The organism is Bacillus sp. FSL W8-0116, from assembly GCF_038003825.1.
In the GTDB taxonomy this organism is placed as follows: Bacteria; Bacillota; Bacilli; order Bacillales; family DSM-4216; genus Bacillus_O; species Bacillus_O smithii.
This window is the reverse complement of the sequence record NZ_JBBOPY010000001.1, coordinates 990,739-1,012,014: the sequence shown is the minus strand read 5'-3', so window position 1 is coordinate 1,012,014 and position 21,276 is coordinate 990,739. Positions and strand designations below refer to the sequence as shown.

At 41.3% G+C, this 21,276-nt stretch carries 21 protein-coding genes and 1 pseudogene; 17 read left to right on the top strand and 5 right to left on the bottom strand.

Annotated elements, in window-relative coordinates; translation table 11 throughout:
• Positions 1-14: 14 nt before the first annotated feature.
• Positions 15-848, top strand: a complete 834-nt coding sequence (locus N1I86_RS04720; protein WP_341095200.1) for an aldo/keto reductase — start codon at positions 15-17, stop codon at positions 846-848.
• Positions 849-1,501: 653 nt separating this feature from the next.
• On the opposite strand, the gene N1I86_RS04715 is transcribed toward N1I86_RS04720, so the two are convergent.
• The 4 genes from N1I86_RS04715 to N1I86_RS04700 form a co-directional block, all read right to left on the bottom strand.
• Positions 1,502-2,428 carry an RluA family pseudouridine synthase gene (locus N1I86_RS04715; RefSeq protein ID WP_341095198.1) on the bottom strand — a complete coding sequence of 309 codons (927 nt, stop codon included), beginning with the start codon at positions 2,426-2,428 and terminating at the stop codon, positions 1,502-1,504.
• An 84-nt stretch (positions 2,429-2,512) separates the two neighbouring features.
• Positions 2,513-2,983, bottom strand: coding sequence for a thioredoxin family protein (locus N1I86_RS04710; protein WP_003353226.1), 471 nt, complete (start codon positions 2,981-2,983; stop codon positions 2,513-2,515).
• The gene (locus N1I86_RS04705; RefSeq protein ID WP_341095196.1) at positions 2,980-3,408 is read right to left on the bottom strand and encodes a disulfide oxidoreductase; all 429 of its coding nucleotides are present in this window, start codon (positions 3,406-3,408) and stop codon (positions 2,980-2,982) included. Before N1I86_RS04705 ends, N1I86_RS04710 begins: the two co-directional genes overlap by 4 nt.
• Positions 3,409-3,837: 429 nt before the next feature.
• Entirely contained in the window at positions 3,838-4,086 is a 249-nt protein-coding gene (locus N1I86_RS04700) for a YhdB family protein (RefSeq protein WP_341095194.1), read from the bottom strand.
• 369 nt (positions 4,087-4,455) lie between these two features.
• Here N1I86_RS04700 and N1I86_RS04695 point away from each other — a divergent pair, with 369 nt between their 5' ends.
• The 9 genes and pseudogenes from N1I86_RS04695 to N1I86_RS04660 all read left to right on the top strand — a co-directional run bounded on the left by N1I86_RS04695 (position 4,456) and on the right by N1I86_RS04660 (position 12,144).
• A complete protein-coding gene (locus tag N1I86_RS04695; protein ID WP_341095192.1) occupies positions 4,456-5,877 on the top strand; it encodes a SpoVR family protein in 1,422 nt (473 codons plus the stop codon).
• 229 nt (positions 5,878-6,106) lie between these two features.
• Positions 6,107-6,313, top strand: a complete 207-nt coding sequence (locus tag N1I86_RS16685) for a hypothetical protein (protein WP_445662257.1) — start codon at positions 6,107-6,109, stop codon at positions 6,311-6,313.
• On the top strand, positions 6,297-6,695 hold the full coding sequence (locus N1I86_RS04690; protein WP_445662256.1) for an ATP-binding cassette domain-containing protein: 399 nt from the start codon (positions 6,297-6,299) through the stop codon (positions 6,693-6,695). Before N1I86_RS16685 ends, N1I86_RS04690 begins: the two co-directional genes overlap by 17 nt.
• A gap of 244 nt (positions 6,696-6,939) precedes the next feature.
• On the top strand, positions 6,940-8,409 hold the full coding sequence (locus N1I86_RS04685) for an aldehyde dehydrogenase (RefSeq protein WP_341095190.1): 1,470 nt from the start codon (positions 6,940-6,942) through the stop codon (positions 8,407-8,409).
• Between the two features lie 10 nt (positions 8,410-8,419).
• Complete coding sequence (locus N1I86_RS04680) at positions 8,420-9,205, top strand: 2-keto-4-pentenoate hydratase (protein ID WP_341095189.1); 786 nt, start codon at positions 8,420-8,422, stop codon at positions 9,203-9,205.
• Positions 9,206-9,225: 20 nt separating this feature from the next.
• Positions 9,226-10,080: pseudogene (locus N1I86_RS04675) on the top strand (acetaldehyde dehydrogenase (acetylating)); the annotation flags it as partial.
• 42 nt (positions 10,081-10,122) lie between these two features.
• Positions 10,123-11,133: a 4-hydroxy-2-oxovalerate aldolase gene (gene dmpG / locus N1I86_RS04670; RefSeq protein WP_040341017.1), complete on the top strand. Its 1,011-nt coding sequence runs from the start codon at positions 10,123-10,125 to the stop codon at positions 11,131-11,133.
• 12 nt (positions 11,134-11,145) lie between these two features.
• Positions 11,146-11,937, top strand: coding sequence for a 2-keto-4-pentenoate hydratase (locus N1I86_RS04665; protein WP_341095186.1), 792 nt, complete (start codon positions 11,146-11,148; stop codon positions 11,935-11,937).
• An 18-nt stretch (positions 11,938-11,955) separates the two neighbouring features.
• Positions 11,956-12,144, top strand: coding sequence for a 4-oxalocrotonate tautomerase (locus tag N1I86_RS04660; protein WP_003353210.1), 189 nt, complete (start codon positions 11,956-11,958; stop codon positions 12,142-12,144).
• A gap of 349 nt (positions 12,145-12,493) precedes the next feature.
• On the opposite strand, the gene N1I86_RS04655 is transcribed toward N1I86_RS04660, so the two are convergent.
• A complete protein-coding gene (locus tag N1I86_RS04655; RefSeq protein WP_341095184.1) occupies positions 12,494-13,279 on the bottom strand; it encodes an arylamine N-acetyltransferase family protein in 786 nt (261 codons plus the stop codon).
• 229 nt (positions 13,280-13,508) lie between these two features.
• On the opposite strand from N1I86_RS04655, the gene N1I86_RS04650 reads away from it, so the two are divergent.
• The 7 genes from N1I86_RS04650 to ilvD all read left to right on the top strand — a co-directional run bounded on the left by N1I86_RS04650 (position 13,509) and on the right by ilvD (position 21,047).
• Positions 13,509-13,709 (top strand): twin-arginine translocase TatA/TatE family subunit, encoded by a 201-nt coding sequence (locus N1I86_RS04650; RefSeq protein ID WP_327798203.1) that lies wholly within the window; start codon positions 13,509-13,511, stop codon positions 13,707-13,709.
• A 45-nt stretch (positions 13,710-13,754) separates the two neighbouring features.
• Entirely contained in the window at positions 13,755-14,567 is an 813-nt protein-coding gene (gene modA / locus N1I86_RS04645; protein WP_003353207.1) for a molybdate ABC transporter substrate-binding protein, read from the top strand.
• Complete coding sequence (gene modB, locus N1I86_RS04640; RefSeq protein WP_327805068.1) at positions 14,568-15,233, top strand: molybdate ABC transporter permease subunit; 666 nt, start codon at positions 14,568-14,570, stop codon at positions 15,231-15,233.
• Positions 15,234-15,717: 484 nt separating this feature from the next.
• Complete coding sequence (locus tag N1I86_RS04635) at positions 15,718-17,667, top strand: transglycosylase domain-containing protein (protein WP_003353205.1); 1,950 nt, start codon at positions 15,718-15,720, stop codon at positions 17,665-17,667.
• Complete coding sequence (locus N1I86_RS04630) at positions 17,625-18,002, top strand: hypothetical protein (RefSeq protein ID WP_341095180.1); 378 nt, start codon at positions 17,625-17,627, stop codon at positions 18,000-18,002. Before N1I86_RS04635 ends, N1I86_RS04630 begins: the two co-directional genes overlap by 43 nt.
• A 455-nt stretch (positions 18,003-18,457) precedes the next feature.
• Positions 18,458-19,360, top strand: a complete 903-nt coding sequence (gene ilvE, locus N1I86_RS04625) for a branched-chain-amino-acid transaminase (RefSeq protein ID WP_341095178.1) — start codon at positions 18,458-18,460, stop codon at positions 19,358-19,360.
• Positions 19,361-19,379: 19 nt separating this feature from the next.
• A complete protein-coding gene (gene ilvD / locus N1I86_RS04620; protein WP_003353202.1) occupies positions 19,380-21,047 on the top strand; it encodes a dihydroxy-acid dehydratase in 1,668 nt (555 codons plus the stop codon).
• Positions 21,048-21,276: the final 229 nt, after the last annotated feature.

The window sequence follows — 21,276 nt, the reverse complement described above, 5'->3', positions numbered from 1 at the left end:
AGTGGGGGTTCTATATGGTAAGCAGTTTACAGGATCATGTGACATTACATAATGGAGTAAAAATGCCTTATGTTGGTCTTGGCGTATATAAGATGACTGACAATGACGAAACGATAAACGCTGTCAAAGCAGCGCTTGATTATGGATATCGAATGATCGATACGGCAGCTTTTTATCAAAATGAGGATGCTGTTGGAAAAGCGGTGAAAGAATCCGGTCTATCTCGGGAAGAAATATTTATTACTTCAAAAGTATGGAACAGCGACCAAGGATATGATTCAACGTTAAAGGCATTTGAGCGTTCTTTAAAAGAATTAGATATGGATTATTTGGATCTTTACTTAATCCATTGGCCGGTAAAAGAAAAATATTTGGAAACATGGAGAGCAATGGAACGTTTATATAATGAAGGAGTTGTAAAGGCAATCGGTGTCAGCAATTTCCAAATCCATCATCTTGAAGATTTAATGGCGAACAGCCAAGAAAAACCGGTGGTCAACCAAGTGGAGCTCCACCCACATTTGAGCCAGGAACCTTTGCGTACATTCTGCCGTGATCATGAAATCGCAGTGGAAGCTTGGTCTCCGTTAGCTAGAGCACGGATACTTGATCAAGAACCGATCCTTAAAGAAATAGCGAAAAATCATGGGAAAACGGAAGCTCAAGTGATCCTGCGCTGGCATCTGCAAAACGAAGTGGTGATTATTCCTAAATCAGTGCATCCGGAACGAATTAAAGAAAACGCTGAGTTATTTGATTTTCAACTTTCCCAAGAGGAAATGGCGCAGATTAACAGCTTGAATAAAAATCATCGCTACGGGGCTGATCCTGACAATTTTGATTTTTAAAGTGAAAAAGAGAGTCGGAAATCGACTCTCTTTATGTGCGCCCGGCATGTACATGAACTATAGGGTGTAAGTCCCGAACCCCGAAGACAGAAGTAGAGGTTAGCCAAGAGCAAAGGTGTCCGTGGTGACGCGGAATCTGAAGGAAGCTGGAGGCAAAACACCGGACCGAGGAACACGAACCTCATATAAGGCTAGGTATGATGGAGTGAGTTTGCATAACAAAACAAAGCTCTTTCTGTCGAAGGTCATATCGAGTAAATGAGGCGGATAGATGGTGTGAAAGTGCATGTACTTACCCGGGGAGGTCTGGCGGATAGGTGAAGTACTCTTCATAACCAACTTAGTGATAAGTAGCTGAACCGTCAGAAGTCAGCAGAGGTCATAGTATTAGTTGGTCTAGAACAACTAAGAAGGACCGAACAATTAAGAGAGAATAGCCCTTGGTATTCAGTGAGTCATGATGAACACAGAAAACGTAGTACCTCACTTGAGGGAGGAAGCGGTGAATCCCGTGGGAGACCTCTTGGAGGGTGGAGTGACCACTGGCATAAAGAGAACAGCTATTCACGGAAGTTATAAAGACTTGCGTCAATTATCTTAATTGAACCGCCGTATACGGAACCGTACGTACGGTGGTGTGAGAGGACGGGGGTTCATCGCTCCCTCCTACTCGATTCGATGATGGGAAAACCGTCAAACACGTTATCCAACGGAGATGCATGACATTGAATGGCTTCGTCTGTAAAAGGGTGAATAAATTCCATTTTTTCCGAGTGCAAAGCAGGCCGATGGAAGACCGGTTTACCGCCGTAGAGAATATCGCCGGCAAGCGGATGCCCAATGGAACTGAAATGAACTCTGATTTGATGAGTTCTGCCTGTTTCAAGCCGGCATCGGATCAAGGTTAATTTTTGTTTTCGATCGACTTCCAAAACTTCATAATGAGTAACCGCTGACTGGCCGGATGGGGAAATCCTTCTTCGTGTTGGGTGATGGCGATCCTTTCCGATCGGCTTGTTGATCGTCCCCTTCGTTTGAAAAAGAATTCCGTGAACGATGGCCACATATGTCCGCTTGATTTCTTTTTTTTCGAGCAAATAAGATAAAGTCGAATAGCTGAGAGGATGTTTTGCAAATAAAATAGCTCCGGTTGTATCTTTGTCCAATCGGTGCACATGTCGTACAAACCCTATATCTCCGTTCACGCACAAGTGCCCTGCCACCATATGTAACAACGTATCAGCATCTTCAGGTGAATTGGGATGAGTGGTGATCCCGGCTGGTTTATTCACAATGATGAGATGATCATCCTCCATTAGAACTTCAATGGGCTGAAAGGAAGGGGGAACGGGCAAGGGGCTTTGATTAAATAAAGGCAGCTGAATGCGGTCTTTTTCTTGTAGTACCACGGACAGTGATACAGGTTTTCCATTTAAAGAAATGGATTGGTTCATACGCCATTCATGAAGCAATTTTTTGGGTATTCTCCATTTTTGCTGTAAAAATTCAGCAATTGTAAGACCGGAGAAGCTTTTAGGGATGGTGATTTCTCCAATTTCCCCTTTTCTGATTGTTTTCATTCTATGGGATCGTCCTTTCTGGTGTGAATTACCGCCCTTAATGATTCAATAATCCCTAGGTATAAAACCTAGGGATCTTGAATTTTATTTTTTGATTGTTTGTTCTAAAAAGCTCCGTAATTTTTCTTTTGGTTGTTCTCCGACAAGACGAGATTTTTCTTTTCCTTTTTCATAGTACACAATGGTTGGGGTATATTGAATATGATAGTCATCCCATCCTTGATCAAACTCGAGCAAATTATATTGATAAACGTGTACGTTCATGTTTTTTGCTAAAGGCATTAAAATCGGCGTCGTTTTTTTGCAATGAGGGCATGTTGGACTGTAAAAGTAAACGACCAAACTTTCTTTTTGATCCAGTTTCTTTTTTAGTTCATCAGGCAAAATCAAATTTTGATAATTCGAGTCATGCAATTGGTCAATGGTTTCAGGATGGAGATCGGTCTTGCCATATGGATTGTTTTTGGCTTCTTCATTTTGCTGATATTTGGTGATAAAAAAGATGGCCGCAAATAACACGATCACAATAGCCAGAAATATGATTACCTTTTTCAATGTACTTCCTCCTTCCATTTTTTATATACAATGACGCTTGAAACAAAAATAATGATAAAGGCTACAAGCGCCAAAAAAGGAATGGTGATAAACCCAAACCAATCTATGTATTCCGCCGTGCAGGGGATTCGCCCGCAAGCAGGTGCATGATCAGAGAAAAATGATATTTTTTGTAAAGAATAATGGTATAAAGAAATGGACCCGCCAATGGCAGATAAGACAGAAGAATAGATTGCCATACGATAATCTTTTCTTACAACGGCCATCCCTAAAAATACAGTGAGCGGATACATACAAATTCTTTGATACCAGCAAAGTTCGCATGGTTCATAACCCCTGATTTCAGAAAAGTATAAACTTCCCATCATGGCGATGACAGAAGCTCCCCAAGCGAGAAATAATAGATTTTCTTTCAAATTTTTCATAATATCCTCCCCAGATAAGCTCTTCTCAAAATTATAGTATTGATTGAAGAAAAAGAAAACGTACAAAACATAAAATAATCAAAAGTAACCGCATGTTCACTTTTTTATAACAGGAAATAGTTGAAAAGTATTGGATTGCTTGCGCTGTAGTTCTTTCAAAAGATTTTCTTGTTCATACCAAAGGACTGTAAAACGGGAGCAATAGGTTCTTAAAAATAATGAGGAAAAGCAAGGACCAATTTCCAAACCTGCAATATTTTTGTTGCCAATTTGGAAAAGATAGAGCTGTGAAAGAAATAGAAACGGCCGACAACTCAAGAATATAATCCTATATGGCTGAATGAGCAAAATAAAAATATATGTAAGAAAATGGATGACAGAAAGGCTTACCTTAAGAGGCAAGCCTTTGGTTTGGTGGAATTCTCAGGACTAAAAAAATGCTTCTTCAAAGGGATGTGTGACGCTAAACGTGTTGTTCGCATGCTCAATATAGTGAAGCAATGCATATAAACGACGCTCTATCACAAAATAATCATGGGAAAAGTAATTCGCATGCAAGAAATGTTCAATTTTTTTAGCTAAAAAATGGTCTTTTGTGCGCACCATTAAAATTAGCAAATTATCCCATTTTGACCGGTGGATATAGAATAAAGCACGATCGTAATCGACTTTGTCCAAGCGGCTTTCCCTCCTTGTATAGGAGTTGTTATTAGTGTATGTGATTTTCGTCAACATCCACAAAGCAAATGTTGGTCGGTCTGTAAAACAAATTGGATATGCAATCGGCTTTTGTTGACTAGATGCTTTTTTATGGCGACTATCAAAAGAAGCGACATTGTTGCTGTCTCATTTACATGAGCTGTTCAAATTGATTCGCTTCACCTTTTGCGCCCTTCACATTTTGTTTTTTGGAAAAGGCGTGAAGGCAGCGATTCAAGATGAAATTGGAATGGACGTAAATGGCTGGCTTCGCCACTTTCTTATTCTATTTTCATCAAACCTCCTTTGTTCTCATAAATTGTTATAAGAACAAAGGGGGGAAAGCGAATGCTGGAAAATGAACAAAAACAGTTGGAATACGCCATCGAGGAAATTACGGAAATCGCCAGCGGTTTTGGACTGGACTTTTACCCGATGAGGTACGAGATCTGCCCTGCTGAAATTATTTATACATTTGGTGCATATGGGATGCCGACTAGATTTTCTCATTGGAGTTTTGGAAAGCAATTTTTTAAAATGAAGCTTCATTATGATTTAGGTTTAAGCAAAATTTATGAGCTTGTCATCAATTCCAATCCCTGTTACGCGTTTTTGCTTGATACCAATTCTCTTATTCAAAATAAATTAATCGTTGCCCATGTATTGGCACACTGCGATTTTTTCAAAAACAATGTTCGTTTTCAAAACACTAATCGAGATATGGTCGAAAGTATGGCGGCGACCGCAGAGAGGATCCGTCATTATGAAATTCAGTACGGAAAAAAGGAAGTGGAGAGATTTATTGATGCCGTTTTGGCGATAGAAGAACATATTGATCCGTCTCTCATGAGACCTCAACTGGCGTGGAGTATAGAAGATTTAGAGGAGTGGGAGGAGGAAGAAGATTCAAAACCGGCCTCTCCATACGATGACTTATGGTCGCTGGATGAGAAAAAGCCGGTAAGGAAAGATGGCGAAAAAAAGAAGAAAAAATTTCCTCCTCAACCTGAAAAGGATTTAGTGTTGTTTATTGAACAGTACAGCCGGGAATTAACAGAATGGCAGCGAGATATTATGACGATGATCAGAGAAGAAATGCTATATTTTTGGCCGCAGCTGGAAACGAAGATTATGAACGAAGGTTGGGCTTCGTATTGGCATCAACGAATTATCCGGGAATTAGATTTAACTTCAGATGAAGCCATTGAATTTGCCAAATTAAATGCCAGTGTCGTTCAGCCATCTCGAACAAGCATTAATCCGTATTACCTCGGTTTGAAGATTTTTGAAGACATTGAAGAACGTTGGAACCATCCTAGTGATGAAATGAAAAAACACGGGGTTGTTCCTGGTTCCGGCCGTGATAAGATATTTGAAGTTCGAGAAATTGAATCGGATATTTCATTTTTGCGCAATTACTTAACAAAGGATTTGGTGATGCGCGAAGACATGTTTCTTTTCCAAAAACAAGGCCATGATTACAAGATTGTGGATAAAGAGTGGAAAAATGTTCGCGATCAGCTGGTGAATATGCGGGTAAATGGCGGATTTCCCTATATAACCGTCAACGATGGCGACTATTTAAAAAATGGGGAATTGTATTTAAAGCACTGGTATGAAGGGATTGAACTTGACTTGAATTATTTAGAAAAAGTGCTTCCTTATATTTATCAATTATGGGGCCGCCCCGTTCACATGGAAACAGTCGTAGAAGAACGGACCATGCTGTTTACCTACAACGGCCGAAGCATTCAAAGAAAATATTTATAGGGGCCTGACCCCCTTGATGCTTTAAAGTATAAAAGAGGTTAACAAGATAGGTTCAAAATAAAGAATTTGTGCAACATAAATGGTATGACGTGTGTTGATTGGCGTTATACCTTTTTTACTGTGAATTTCTAAAAAGGATAAAATAAATTTTTGAAGATAAGGTGAAAAATATCGTAAGATGGAATTGAATTCAATATTTTTTAAAAATGTATTAAAGTGGGATTGAGAAATGATGGAGAACGCAGGCAATCCAATAATTACAGAGGTTGAATTGAAAAACGTCCATAAAACTTTTATGAATCATAATGAGGCGATCCATGTATTAAAGGGAATAAGCGGGAAAGTTCCAAAAGGATCTATTTTAACGATTATAGGACCTTCAGGATCAGGAAAAAAGCACGATTTTATCATTATGCAATTTGCTTATCACTCCTGATGAAGGGGAGGTTCATATTCAGGGGAAAGAAGTGCGGAAGTGGGAAGTCCAAGAACTTAGGCGTCGAGTGGGTATTGCCTTTCAAAGCGCACCTATGCTGACAGGGACGTCATTAGAAAACCTTACACTGCCTGCTCGTTTGCAAGGTCGAACTTTGAACAATCCTGAAAAATATATGGAATACGTTGGATTATCGAAAGATCTTTTAACAAGGGAAGCAAAAGAGCTTTCAGGCGGACAGCGGCAAAGATTGTCATTAGCTAGAACATTGGTCAACAATCCTTCCGTTTTATTGCTTGATGAAGTCACTTCCGCACTTGATTCCATCTCTGGACATGAGATTGAAGAACTCATTTTAAGACTGAATCGTGAACCTTTCTAAATATGGGTAACGATGACGATCAAGGCTTAAGATAATTGAAAGCGCTATCATAACAGCTAGCAACTTGTTCGGTAGATGAACGAGAGGAGTGATATTATTTTATCATATAATTTTTGAATATTAAATAAATTTAAAATTTTCATCTTTGTTTCGCATAGAAGAACAACCAAGTTGTTGGCGTTTCCCCCATTTTCTACCCTTATGTTAAAGCAACTGATTTTCAGCAAATAAACAGGGGGTATGAATGATGGCATCCGTATCAGCCGAAACAAAAACGATGGATTGTTTGCATTTTATCAATGGAAAGTATTGTTCTTCTGTGGATCATAAAACGTTTGAAAATATTAATCCAGCAACAGAGGAAGTGATCGGGACGGTGGCGGAAGGCGGAAAAAAAGAAATTGATCTTGCCGTCGCCGCCGCAAGAAAAGCATTAAATGGACCCTGGAAGGAAATATCCACACAAGAAAGATCGAAAATCATCCGCAGAATTGGCGATATTATTTTGAAAAGAATCGATGAACTAGCCATATTGGAAACGTTGGATACCGGCAAACCGCTTTGGTTGGCTAAACAACTGGATATCCCGAGAGCCGCTTATAATTTCCATTTCTTTGCCGACTATATGATTTCAGTGGGTACGGAAGCCTATGAACAAGACAATATAGCGATCAATTATGCCGTTCGCCGTCCGGTAGGAGTTGTTGGATTGATTAATCCTTGGAATCTGCCGTTGTTATTGCTGACTTGGAAATTAGCTCCTTGTTTGGCTGCCGGAAATACAGCTGTTATGAAACCGGCAGAATGGACGCCGATGACAGCGACTTTATTGGGGGAAATTTGTAAAGAAGCAGGCGTTCCGGATGGAGTCGTGAATATAGTGCATGGTTTTGGTCCCGATTCAGCAGGCGCAGCTCTTTCCGAACATCCGGATGTAGATGCCATCAGTTTTACCGGTGAAACGTCAACGGGGACCGTCATTATGCAATCAGCTGCCAAAACGTTGAAAAAATTGTCTTATGAACTGGGCGGGAAAAACCCCAATATTATTTTTGCAGACTCGGATTTGGATGAAGTCATTGAAACAACCATCAAATCCAGTTTTATCAATCAAGGTGAAGTTTGTTTGTTTGGCTCTCGCATTTATGTCGAACGTCCGGTTTTGGATGCATTTATGGAGAAGTTTGTTCAAAAAACAAAAGAACTTATGGTCGGTGATCCTTTAGATCCTAACAGCAAAGTGGGAGCATTGATTTCGAAAGAACATTATGAAAGAGTATCGAGCTATCTTAAAATTGCCCAAGAAGAAAGCGGAAACATTGTGATAGGCGGAAAACGTCCGGCGGGATTGGACAAAGGTTATTATTTAGAGCCAACTATTTTCGCTGGATTGGATCGGAATTCCCGCTGTGTCAAAGAGGAAATTTTCGGTCCGGTTGTCACCGTTCTCCCCTTTGACAAAGAAGAGGAAGTGATTGAACAGGCGAATGATACCCACTATGGATTAAGCGCAACCATTTGGACGAATGATCTGCGCCGTGCCCACCGGGTGGCCAGGCAAATAGAAGCAGGAATCATCTGGGTCAACACCTGGTTTTTGCGCGATTTACGCACACCTTTTGGAGGCATGAAAAGAAGCGGAATCGGCAGGGAAGGCGGAATGCACAGCTTTGAGTTTTACACTGAATTATCCAATATTTGTATAAAATTATAAGGGTGATAAGATGGCACAAAATCAGATTCAACTGCTGTCACAGCAATTGTTGGATGCAGAGAAAACAAGGAAAGGGATCGAGCCGTTCACCAAGACATATCCACAACTGACGGAAGAAGAAGCTTATCAGATTCAGCTGCTGAACATACAAAAAAAGCTCAATGCCGGCGAGAAGATTGTTGGGAAAAAAATTGGGTTGACGTCTCTTGCTATGCAAACGTTATTGGGGGTCAACGAACCTGATTATGGGCATTTGCTGGATGGAATGATTTTAGAAAACCATGGGATACTTTCATGGCAAAAAGTTTGCCAGCCGAAAGTCGAGGCAGAAATTGCTTTTGTGCTAAAGAAAGACTTAACAGGACCAAATGTGACGGAAGTAGACGTTTTGCTGGCCACTGATTATATAGTGCCGGCATTAAAAATTGTCGATAGTCGAATTCGCGATTGGGATATTCAATTAGTAGATACAGTAGCAGACAACGCTTCCTCCGGGTTTTTTGTGCTTGGTGGAAGCCCGACTTCCATAGCAGATCTTGATTTAACAATCATTGGGATGGCTCTGTATAAAAATGGCGAATTGATAAATACAGGTGCAGGTGCAGCTGCCATGGGCCATCCGGCAAAATGCGTTGCCTGGCTTGCCAACAAATTGCATGATTATGGCATTTCATTAAAAGCAGGCGAAGTGATTTTATCGGGAGCTTTGTCCGCAGCGGTAGCGGCTGAGCCTGGAGATTATTTTCACGCCAAACTGGTCCACATAGGCGAGGTTAGTATGAAATTTGGTGATTAAAAAACAAAGGGGGCTTTCAAGTGAACAAAGTGAAGGTTGGAATTATTGGCTCCGGTAATATTGGCACTGACTTAATGTATAAGATCGAAAAAAGCGATGTTCTCGAAATGTCCACTATGATAGGAATAGATCCGGATTCAGAGGGATTGAAACGAGCCAAAACACGCGGTTACACCGCTTTTAGCAATGGAATTGAAGGGTTTTTGCAGCATCCAGAATTGGCGGATATTCTTTTTGATGCTACAACGGCTAAAGCTCACGATTACCATAATCAAGTATTAGGGAAGCTTGGAAAACAGGTGATTGATCTAACCCCTGCTGCTATAGGTCCGTTTGCTGTTCCTGCCGTGAATTTAACCGAGCATTTAGATCAGCCGAATGTCAATATGATTACATGCGGAGGACAGGCAACCATTCCTATTGTCCATGCCATTTGCCGCGTTGTTTCTGTAGAATACGCAGAAATTGTCGCGACGATCGCCAGCAAAAGTGCGGGTCCGGGAACACGAGCCAATATTGATGTGTTTACGAGAACCACGGCAAGAGGAATCGAAGTGATTGGTGGAGCGAAAAAAGGCAAGGCGATTATTATCTTAAATCCGGCAGAACCGCCGATCATGATGCGCGATGCCATTCATGCATTGGTAGAGGAAGAAGGAAAAGAAAAAGAAATCACTGAATCGATAAAAAAATTGGTAACCAAAGTTCAAGAGTATGTCCCGGGTTATAGACTGAGAACCGAACCGATATTTAAAGGCAAACGAGTATCTGTATTTATTGAGGTGGAAGGAGCGGGAGACTTCTTTCCTCCGTATTCAGGGAATTTGGATATAATGACGGCATCTGCCCGGAAAGTGGCGGAAGAATTTTCCAGAAAAAACTGTCGCATTTGCAGAAACAGTGAAGGGGGATTGAAAATGGCACATTTAACGGTTGTGGATGTGACGTTAAGGGACGGAAGCCACTCTATGAAACATGCTTTTACCGAAAAACAAGTGCGGTCGACAGCTCGTGCACTGGATGAAGCGGGAGTCCCATATTTTGAAGTATCCCATGGGGATGGTCTTGGCGGATCTTCTTTGCAATACGGATTTTCAAAAGTGAACGAAATGAAATTAATTGCAGCAGCAAAAGAAGAATGTCAGCAATCGAAAATTTCTGTTTTGCTTTTGCCGGGAATTGGCATTAAAGAAGATTTAAAAGAAGCGGTCCAAGCAGGAGCAGATATGGTTCGTGTGGCGACACATGTGACAGAAGCCGATGTTGCCAAGCAACATATTGAATTAGGGAGGAATCTTGGTTTAAAAACAGTTGGTTTTTTGATGATGGCTCATTCGGCGTCTACTTCCAAACTGGTGGAACAGGCGAAATTGTTTGAAAGCTATGGAGCTGAAGTCGTTTATGTAACAGATTCGGCGGGGGCATTGCTGCCTCACGAGGTAAAAGAGAAAATTGCCGCGTTGCGAAGCGAGCTGGGAGTGGACATTGGTTTTCACGGACATAATAATTTGTCGTTGGCTATGGCGAATACATTAGCCGCTATAGAAGAAGGAGCGACATATATTGACGGCAGTCTGAGGGCGTTGGGAGCGGGAAGCGGAAACACACAAACAGAAGTAATGATCGCAGTGCTAAATCGACTGGGTCATCAAACCGGCATTGATCTGTATAAGATTATGGACGCAGCGAATATTGTGGCAGACTATATGCCTCGTCCTCAAGAAATTACCGGAGCCAGTTTAATTTTAGGTTATGCCGGGGTATACTCCAGCTTTTTATTGCATGCTAAGGAAGCAGCAGAGCGTTTTCAAGTAGACGAAAGAGACATTTTGGTGGAGCTGGGCAAAAGAAAAGTGGTTGGGGGACAAGAAGATATGATTCTACAAGTGGCTTCGGAACTAGCATCAAAAGTGAAAACATTCATCTAGGGGGAAAGGAATTTGGATAGGAAAAAATACTGGGAATTATCGGAATTTTTAATCAATGCTGAAAAAGAAAAAAGAGAAGTCGTCCGGCTGACTTCTGAAATTCCAGACTTGACGCCTGAGCAAGCGTATCGAATTCAGGAAGAGCTGGTTAATTTGAAATTAGCAAACGGACATCGGATAATCGGGCCCAAAATGGGGCTAACGAGCTTTGCTAAAATGCAGCAAATGAAAGTCAATGAGCCGATTTATGGCTATGTTTTGGATGATATGTTGATTGAAAGCGGAGAAACCGTCTCTTTTTCCGAATTCATCCATCCAAAAGTGGAAATCGAAATCGCCTTTTTCCTTGGAGAGGATATAGAAGGCCCTAGCGTCACAAGTGCTCAAGTGATGTCGGCAACGGCTTATGTCGCACCGGCTCTTGAAATTATAGACAGCAGATATAAAAATTTTCAATTTACACTTCCTGATGTCATTGCCGATAATGCATCCGCTTCCCGTGTGGTCATTGGAAATAAGTTGACGCCTGTTTCTTCCTTGAAAACGGACTTGGAGCTGACCGGGGCTGTATTGTACATTAATGGGGAATTAAAAGCGAATGGTGCGGGTGCCGCGATATTAAATCATCCGGCCAATTCCATCGCTGCCCTTGCCAATATGCTGGCCCGCTCCGGCAAAAAGCTTCAAGCAGGAGATATCATTTTGGCAGGAGCGATCACAGAGGCGATTATGCTTGCAAACGGAGATGTTGTCCATGGAAAGTTGGATCAATTAGGGGACGTTTCCTTCGCAGTCCGCGACTAATTTTGAGGAGGATTTCAAATGCCATTTATTCAGATTCATTTACTTGAAGGCAGATCAGAAGAGAAAATCAAAGACGTGATTAAAAATGTCACAGACTGTGTCGCTGATACTTTAGATGCGCCGCTGGAAAGTATACGTGTCGTTGTGACGGAGATCCCTCCCACACATTGGGGCACAGCAGGCAAAACCAAAGCGGAAAGCAAATAAAGAACCGCAAGAGAAAGTATTCTTTTGTTCCATATCATAAAGACCCTATTGTCTTATTCAGATAAAAATGGATCGTTTTCTTTTTTAAAAGGGGGACTTTACAGTTTCTTTCTTAAGCTGCTGATTTGTAGTGAATATCAATTTCATGATGATAACCATCTGCTGCCAGTATTTATTAAGCGGTTGCATGTAATTAAAAGATCATGTTTTAACCAATATACGAATCAATAAAAAGAACGAATCGGGAATCTTGCTGAGAAAAAGCAATAATGGAAAACGACGATGAGAAGACGAGGTAACAATGAATGGATTTCTAGAAAAAGTTGACAAAGCGGAAAAATGTCAGTTTCTAACCATGTTTTTCCGCTTTTTTCATGTATTCTGAAGTTTTTTCGAAAATGGAATTTGAAAAAAGTGTCTTCACTGCTTTCATGAATTCTGTAGGATCATTGAATTTAACCAGTTTTTTCCGTCCTGTTTTGGAAAAGCGGACTCTCATCTGTTTATCCGTGACGGAAAGAGTTTGATCGCTAAAACATTGGGCGATTAATGGAGAACTATTAAACGGGGATTTTTCATGAAACGTAATTTGTTCTTTGATATCCGTTAATTTTTTCCAAGGGAGCTCCTTCAACGAAAATGCATATTTGATGATCCAGTGTTCTTCCGATTTCATTTCGAGCACGTGTGTACCCTTTGGAGTTTGTAAACGGCGAGCTCGAAAACTTCCTGCTGCCGAGGATACAGCCATCCCGTCAATCTGAATGGGGGATAGAGCAAGTTGATTGCCAAATCCGGCATCTACCAACCATAAAGAATCTCCGAGATCGAGAAGAATTAAAACATGAGTGCCATCAAGGGCCCAATGGTTTCCGTTCGAAATGGTGCCGGAAACTAATTTTACATTGTATCCTTCTTCCTTCAGTTGCAAATAAAGATATGGGTTTAGCTCATAGCACAACCCGCCCCGATATTGGGAAAATTTTTGAAAAAGAAAAGTTTCTGTGATTGGCATCGTATTTTGAGTGACGACATCAAGATTTTCGAAAGGATATTGGCTGGCGAATTGTCTCAGTGTACAGCTTATTTTCTCAACAGTGCTGTTGTTTTCAGCCCCCGGTTTTGCTGTTGCCATGTGGATCACCCCTGAACTTATTGTAGTCTTTTCAGTTTTAAACCTGCAACCATTTCACTGTTTCGTTGTTCAGACATTATTTGAAGACATGTCATCATGGTCAAAGTAGTGCAAAGATGTGAGTGGTATTGTATAATAAAAATAAATGAAAATTAATAAAAATTGTGTCACATAACAACTTCATTAGGTCCCCTCTTCAAGGGGATCATGAGGCAAAGGGGAGTCATACATGAACCTGGGATTTGGTGAGATTGCTCTTATTGTTATTGTTGCGTTGTTGATTTTTGGACCTGCTAAACTCCCTCAATTAGGAAAAGCCGCCGGACAAACCCTTCATGAATTTAAAAAAGGCATGAAAGGTATTTTGGATGATGAGGAGGAAGGAAAAGAAAAAGAAAATGCAGTCGTGAAAAATGAAAAGTCCCGATAAATCGGGATTTTTTTCTGGATGGAAAGGATGAGAATGAGGATGAGGATGAAAAGAATTTTTAGTCTCTTAACTATAGCTGTACTGCTGATTGTAGCAGGTTGTTCCGGAAAGTCGTCAGGAGGAGCGCAGGATACGGCGGGAACACAAGATAAAGCAGAAACGAAGAACATTACCGTCTCAGCGGCGGCCAGTTTGCAACCCGTTCTTGATGAGCTCATTGCCGAGTTTGAAAAAAAACATAAGGATTTTCATGTTACTGTAAACTACGGTGGTTCTGGAGCGTTAGCGCAGCAGATTTCTCAAGGAGCTCCGGTAGACTTGTTTTTATCGGCATCCGCAGATAACGTTGATCAATTAAAGGAAAAGAACCTTGTCAGCAAGGACGTTTTGTTATTAAAAAATGAACTTGTTGTAGTTGTGCCAAAAGAGGGAGCGCAATCGATTTCTGATATTAAAGACTTGGCGAGCAAAAATGTGAAAAAGATCGCCCTTGGAACTCCGGAGACTGTTCCCGCTGGCAAATACGCTGAACAAACGTTGAAATCTTTAAAATTATGGGATGATTTAGACGATAAAATCGTTTATACGAAGGATGTCAGACAGGCTCTGAATTATGTGGAAACCGGCAGCGTTGATGCAGCGTTTGTTTATAAAACAGATGCTCTGTCTTCCAAAAAAGTGAAAACGGCTATAGTAGCAGATCCAAAACTGCATGATCCTATTGATTATGAAATGGCGGTTATTAAACATAAACATGAACAATGGGCGAAAGATTTTGCTAGCTTCTTACAGGACAAGCATTGCCAAGACGTGTTTAAAAAATACGGTTATTTAATCCCTTCCAAGGAGCATTCATAAATGGCAAGTTCTTTATGGGAACCGATTTTTTTATCCCTAAAGCTCGCTTTTGGAGCAACGATTATCGTGCTTATTTTCGGTCTGGCGGCGGCAAAATGGATGACTGCCTATTCTTTTAAAGGAAAGTTGCTGGTCGAGCTATTGTTTCTTTTACCGATTGTTTTACCGCCGACAGTTGTAGGGTTTATATTAATCGTATTGCTTGGCGGAGATTCTATACTTGGGCGGGCGGTTGAGTCGATTTTCGGCCAACCGCTTATGTTTTCGCAGTGGGCTGCTCTAATTTCTGCTACGGTTGTATCTTTTCCGCTCATGTACCAATCGCTAAGCATCGGATTTCAAGAAATTAATCAAGAAATCATTCAAGCTGCCCGATTAGACCGTGCATCTTGGCTGCAAATATTAATCTATATTGAACTGCCGCTTATATGGAAAGCGGTAATGGCGGGAGTCTTTTTAAGCTTTGCAAGGGCATTGGGCGAATTTGGCGCTACGCTTATGTTCGCAGGAAATATCCCTGGAAAAACTCAAACCACCGCCATCGCCATTTATATGGCGATGGAAAGCGGGGATATGAAAACAGCGTGGACGTTGGTTATCGTGTTGATGTCGATTTCATTTGTATTACTGTTTGTCGTCCAGATGCTGAAGAAGAAATCATCTTAATATAATAGGAGAATCCTAGGTTGAATGATTCTTGTTCCTTACTGAGTTTCCGCTTCCCCCCTCGTTCCCCTGAGATTTTGCTTTCGGCTTTTCCCTTTCTTTTTTACAAGTTTCTTGGCAGAAGTTTGATTTTTCCACACGGAATGGGACATAATCATCAAGACAAAAAAACAGCAACAAGAGTAAAATCAATGAGACATTAGTCTCCAAACGGGCCGTTAAGGAGAGGAAAATCATGTAGTAATGGAAGTTTTTACTTTCAAAAGAACAACTTTTGTTGAAATTCATTATGTTATAATGTTTTTCAGCGTAAGGTGCTTTCATTGCTCCATGGACTTTTGTTTACGGCTGTAAAAATAGCCTTGAGCAAATGAAATCCGTTTGGCAGAAACATGTCACTAAAAAGAAATGGAATCAAGTAATCAAAGCTGATTTTAAAATCCTTTATGGACTAGTGTAAACAACAGGGGGAACCAAAAAAGACATGGGAACATCTTTAGATACAATGAAGAACATTTGGAGAAAATTCCATCTAACCCAAGTGTTTATTTTGCTTCTTTCTATTTGCGTTCTTTTATTACTGGGATTTGTGATCTATTTTATGAAATCAGCAGATGTCGAGTCTTTAAAAAAAGGTCTATCCCAGCAAACGATTATTTATGACAAAGACGGAGACGTTGCCAGTAAATTATCAGCTAATCGCTCAGATAGTGTGCCGATCAAGAAAATACCGGATTCTTTGCAAGACGCTGTGGTTGCGATTGAAGACCATCAATTTTACAACCATAACGGATTTTATTTAAAAGGAATGCTGAGAGCGTTTGTGCAAGATATACTGCATGGAGGAGCAGTCCAAGGCGGAAGCACGATTACGCAGCAGCTGACGAAAAACGCGCTGCTTTCACCGGAAAAAACGTTAAAGCGAAAAATTGAAGAACTTTTTCTTGCGATCCAAATCGAAAAAGTGTACAAGAAAAAAGAAATACTGGAAATGTACTTAAACACCATTTACTTTGGGCAAGGTGCATGGGGAGTACAAAATGCATCGGAAAAGTATTTTGGAAAAAATGTGCAAGATTTGAATTTGAGTGAATCAGCTTTGCTTGCCGGTCTCATTAAGGCTCCGTCCGCCCTTGATCCGTACAATCATTACGAAGCGGCCATCAAACGCCGCAACGTCGTACTGGACCAAATGGTGAAATATGGGTACATCACACAAGAAGAAGCGAATAAAGCCAAAAGTACGACCATTGTATTGAAAGACGGAAGCAAGGACCCGCTAAAAGAAAAATACCCTTATTTTGGCGATGCTGTTATTGAAGAAGCTGTCAATCGCTATGGCCTTTCTCAAAAAGATCTTTTGGAGAAAGGATATAAAATTTACACTACGATGGATCAAAATATCCAATCTCAATTGGAAAAAGTGTATAAGGAGGATTGGCTTTTTCCAAAAGGTGTACATGGCGGGGATGTTCAAAGCGCGGTCGTTATGTTAGATCCACATAATGGAGGGGTTTTAGGGGTTGTAGGAAGCCGTGGAGAACATGTATTCCGTGGTTTCAGCTATGCTACGCAAATGAAAACTTCTCCTGGATCTACGATTAAGCCTCTCGCTGTTTATACACCGGCTTTAGAAGAAGGATATCAACCAACGAGCATGCTGAAAGATGAAAAAATGAAATTTGGCGATTATGAGCCTTCCAACTATGACGGAGTGTACAAAGGAGAAGTTCCAATGTACGAAGCGGTCGAAAAATCGCTGAATGTACCGGCTGTTTGGCTTTTAAACGAGATTGGATTGGATAAAGGCGTGGATGCTTTAAAACGTTTCGGAATCCCTCTTGAAAAAGAAGACCGGAACTTGAGCATCGCTCTTGGCGGAATGTATAAAGGGGTCTCGCCATTGCAAATGGCGTCCGCCTATTCGACGTTTGCCAATGGTGGGGTTCGCCAAGAAGGACATTTTATCAGAAAAATTGTGGACCCTGACGGCAAGGTGGTAGCAGAGTGGAAAGGCGAAGGAAAGCGCGTTACAAGTAAAAAAGTAGTTGATGAAATGAATTCTATGCTGTTGAACGTAGTCGCAGAAGGAACTGGAAGAAAAGCATCGATTCCAGGGTATAAGATTGCCGGAAAGACAGGCTCTACTCAGGTGCCGATTGAAGGCGTGGATGGAACAAAGGACCAATGGTTTATTGGGTATACGCCAAACGTGGTGGGAGCTGTCTGGCTTGGCTTTGACAACAACAACGATTATTTGACCAGCAACAGTTCTGATGGAGTAGTCCCAGTATTTCGGGAGGTCATGGAAAAAACGCTGCCGTATATAAAAAATGAGTCATTTGATGTAACTCCTATTCAAAAACAAGTAGAGAAAAAGAAGAAAAAAGATTGGAAAGAAAAACTTATCGAAGAATGGAAGAAGCTTTTTTAAAGGCCCTAAAGGCCTCTTTTGAACAAAAAATCCGACGAGATAAAACCTTTCTCTCGTCGGGTTTTCTCTGTTTTCGGGAGTTTCATTTTGAAGCGGGCGGATTGTTAGGGTTGGCGCTTGCTAATGGAAAAGACGTTTTTTTGCTTTTGTCTGATTGGGATGATCGCGGAATGGGAGAGGCTTCTGCAGGAAAAGCAAGCCGAGCGAGACACCGCAGCGAGGTTCAAGCAAGCGAGGTCGTGTATCGCCTGGGTAAAACGAGTGAATTTCACGATCACCAGCTTGTTCGATATAAAGATTTACATGAAAACAGGGATGCTCCTAGGTCATTTTGACTTTTGAGACGGCAAAAAAGAAATAGTCACGGAAATTACTTTTTTTCACGATGTAGGGAAGTGATTGGTTGGGATCGTTCGTTTTGAAAGGAGAGAGAAAAGCGGATTTATCTGTCATCCCAATGGAAAGTTGAAATTTTTTAAAATGGTTTTTCCAGCTGTCCGGCAGTTTTGGTGGAGTGCTCTTTTAAAAGAACGGTGATAGAGAGAGGGATGATAGAAAAAATTTAAAAACGAGTGAAAACAAGAGAATAGCGCATTTGTAAGCGGTAACAAAATAAATGTATGATTCAAAAAAGTCAAAAAATTAACCATAAAGGTATTGACCAGAACGAAAAACAGCTGTATTATTTACCTCAATTAAACAATATTCTGATACGGCAGACCAATAAAATTATTCAAAAATTTTTCCGCCATTTAATTTCTATTTTTTAACTATCAAGGAGTGAACAAAAGTGAGTGAGCAATGGATCTATTTAAACGGCAAATTGGTAAAAAAAGAAGATGCGGTCATTTCAGTGTACGACCACGGCTTTTTGTACGGAGATGGCGTATTTGAAGGCATCCGGATGTATAAGGGAGTGGTATTTCGATTAAAAGAACATATTGATCGGCTTTACGACTCCGCCAAATCCATTATGTTGAATATCCCTAAAACAAAGGAAGAAATGACTCAAATCATTGTGGATACGCTAAAAAAGAATGAGTTGGAAGATGCGTATATTCGGGTGGGCGTTTCGAGAGGGGTCGGTGACTTGGGTCTGGATCCGAACAACTGTAAAGGACCTCAAATTATTGTCATAGCTGAGCCTCTTGCTCTTTATCCTAAAGAATTATATGAAACTGGAATTGAAATTGTGACGGTAGCAAGTCGACGAAATCGTTCGGATGTGCTTCCACCACAAGTGAAATCTTTAAACTATCTAAATAATATTCTTGTTAAAATTGAAGCACAGTTGGCTAACGCCAGTGAAGCGTTGATGTTAAACGATCAAGGTTATGTGGCGGAAGGTTCGGGAGATAATATTTTTATCGTAAAGAACGGAGTCGTAAAAACACCTCCTGCTTACGTCGGTGCACTGGAAGGAATTACAAGAAATACAATTATTGAAATTGGAAGAAAATTGGGATTTGATGTCAGGGAAGAAACGATGACGCGTCACGACGTGTATTCGGCGGATGAAGTCTTTTTAACAGGTACGGCAGCGGAAATCATTTCGGTAGTGAAAGTGGACGGAAGAGTGATTGGGGACGGAAAACCTGGTGAATATACGAAGAAATTGTTGGATGCATTCCGTGAATATGTGACAACGGACGGAGTAAAAGTGTATTCAGAAACAAGCGTTCATGCTGGTTGAGGCTTCGGAGGAGATATGGATGCGCAGTGACATGATAAAAAAAGGGATTGACCGAGCCCCTCATCGCAGCCTTTTATACGCGGCAGGGGTCAAAACAGAAGATTTAAACAAACCGTTTATCGGTGTGTGCAATTCGTATATCGATATTATTCCGGGACATGTCCATTTAAAAGAATTTGCAGAAGTGGTCAAAGATGCCATAAGAGAGGCTGGCGGTGTCCCGTTTGAATTTAATACGATCGGGGTAGACGATGGAATCGCCATGGGGCATATCGGAATGCGGTACTCCTTGCCCAGCAGGGAATTGATCGCCGATTCGGCAGAGACTGTCATCAATGCCCACTGGTTTGATGGAGTATTCTTTATTCCCAATTGCGATAAAATAACGCCCGGTATGCTAATGGCGGCGGTTCGGACCAATGTTCCTTCCGTTTTCGTATCCGGAGGGCCGATGGAAGCGGGCAGAACAAGAGCAGGAAAACCGCTGTCGCTTTCCTCGGTGTTTGAAGGAGTCGGAGCACGATTATCCGGAAGAATTTCGGAAGAAGAATTTGAGGAAATTGAAAGAAATGCTTGTCCGTCTTGTGGTTCTTGTTCGGGGATGTTTACTGCTAACTCAATGAATTCATTGATGGAAGTGCTTGGCATGACGCCTCCGGGCAATGCAACGATTGTCGCCACTTCTTCGGAGCGGCGCAGGCTTATTAAGGAAGCCGTCCAATATTTAATGGAGTTGATCGAAAAAGACATCCGACCGCGAGACATTATTACACCTGAAGCTATTGATGATGCTTTTGCCCTTGATATGGCAATGGGCGGTTCCACTAATACGGTTCTTCATACGTTGGCCATCGCAAATGAGGCCGAAATTGAGTACGATTTAAAGCGAATCAACGAGATTGCCAAGAAAGTTCCTTATTTAGCCAAAATCAGTCCTGCCTCGGACTATTCGATGCAGGATGTTCACAGGGCAGGGGGCATTAGCGCAATCATTAAAGAATTGTGTGAAATGGATGGAGTAATCCATAAAGATAGAATCACGATTACCGGAAAAACTTTGTATGAAAATGTAAAAGATGCCGAAATATTGGATGATCAAGTCATCAGAAGAAAGGAAAATCCATACAGTGCTGTCGGCGGACTTTCCATCTTGTATGGAAATATTGCTCCGGATGGAGCCGTCATTAAGGTAGGGGCTGTAGATCCTTCCATCAAGACTTTCCTTGGAGAAGCGATCGTGTTCGATTCGCAGGATGAAGCGTTGAAAGGAATTCACAGTGGATTGGTCCGAGAAGGGCACGTTGTTGTCATTCGATATGAAGGACCTAAAGGCGGACCGGGGATGCCGGAAATGCTTGCTCCTACTTCAGAGATTGCCGGAAGAGGGCTCGATAAAAAAGTGGCTCTCATAACAGATGGAAGATTTTCAGGTGCTTCCCGTGGCATTTCTATAGGTCATATATCCCCTGAAGCTGCTGAAGGCGGTCCGATTGCTTTCATTGAAAATGGAGATCAAATCTTGATCGATCTGGAAAATCGAACGATCAATGTGTTGCTGACAGAAGAAGAAATGACAGAACGAAAGAGACGTTGGGTTCAGCCTGAACCGAAAATTAAAAAAGGTTATTTGGCGAGATATTCCAAACTTGTCACTTCCGCCAGCACAGGCGGGATCATGAAAATTTAATCGATGCAAATCGATGACGAGGTAAAAGTTGCAGGAATTCCGTATTCACAGAGAGCCGGTTGTTGCTGAGAGCCGGTAATACTACCTGCAGCGACATCCCCTCTGAGTGCCGATCTGAACGGAAACTATTAGGATTGGCCGAGTATTATATACTCGTTATCAAAAAGAACAATGTGTCAGTCATTGTTCATGAGGTGGCATTCGTGAGAATGTCATGAATCAGGGTGGT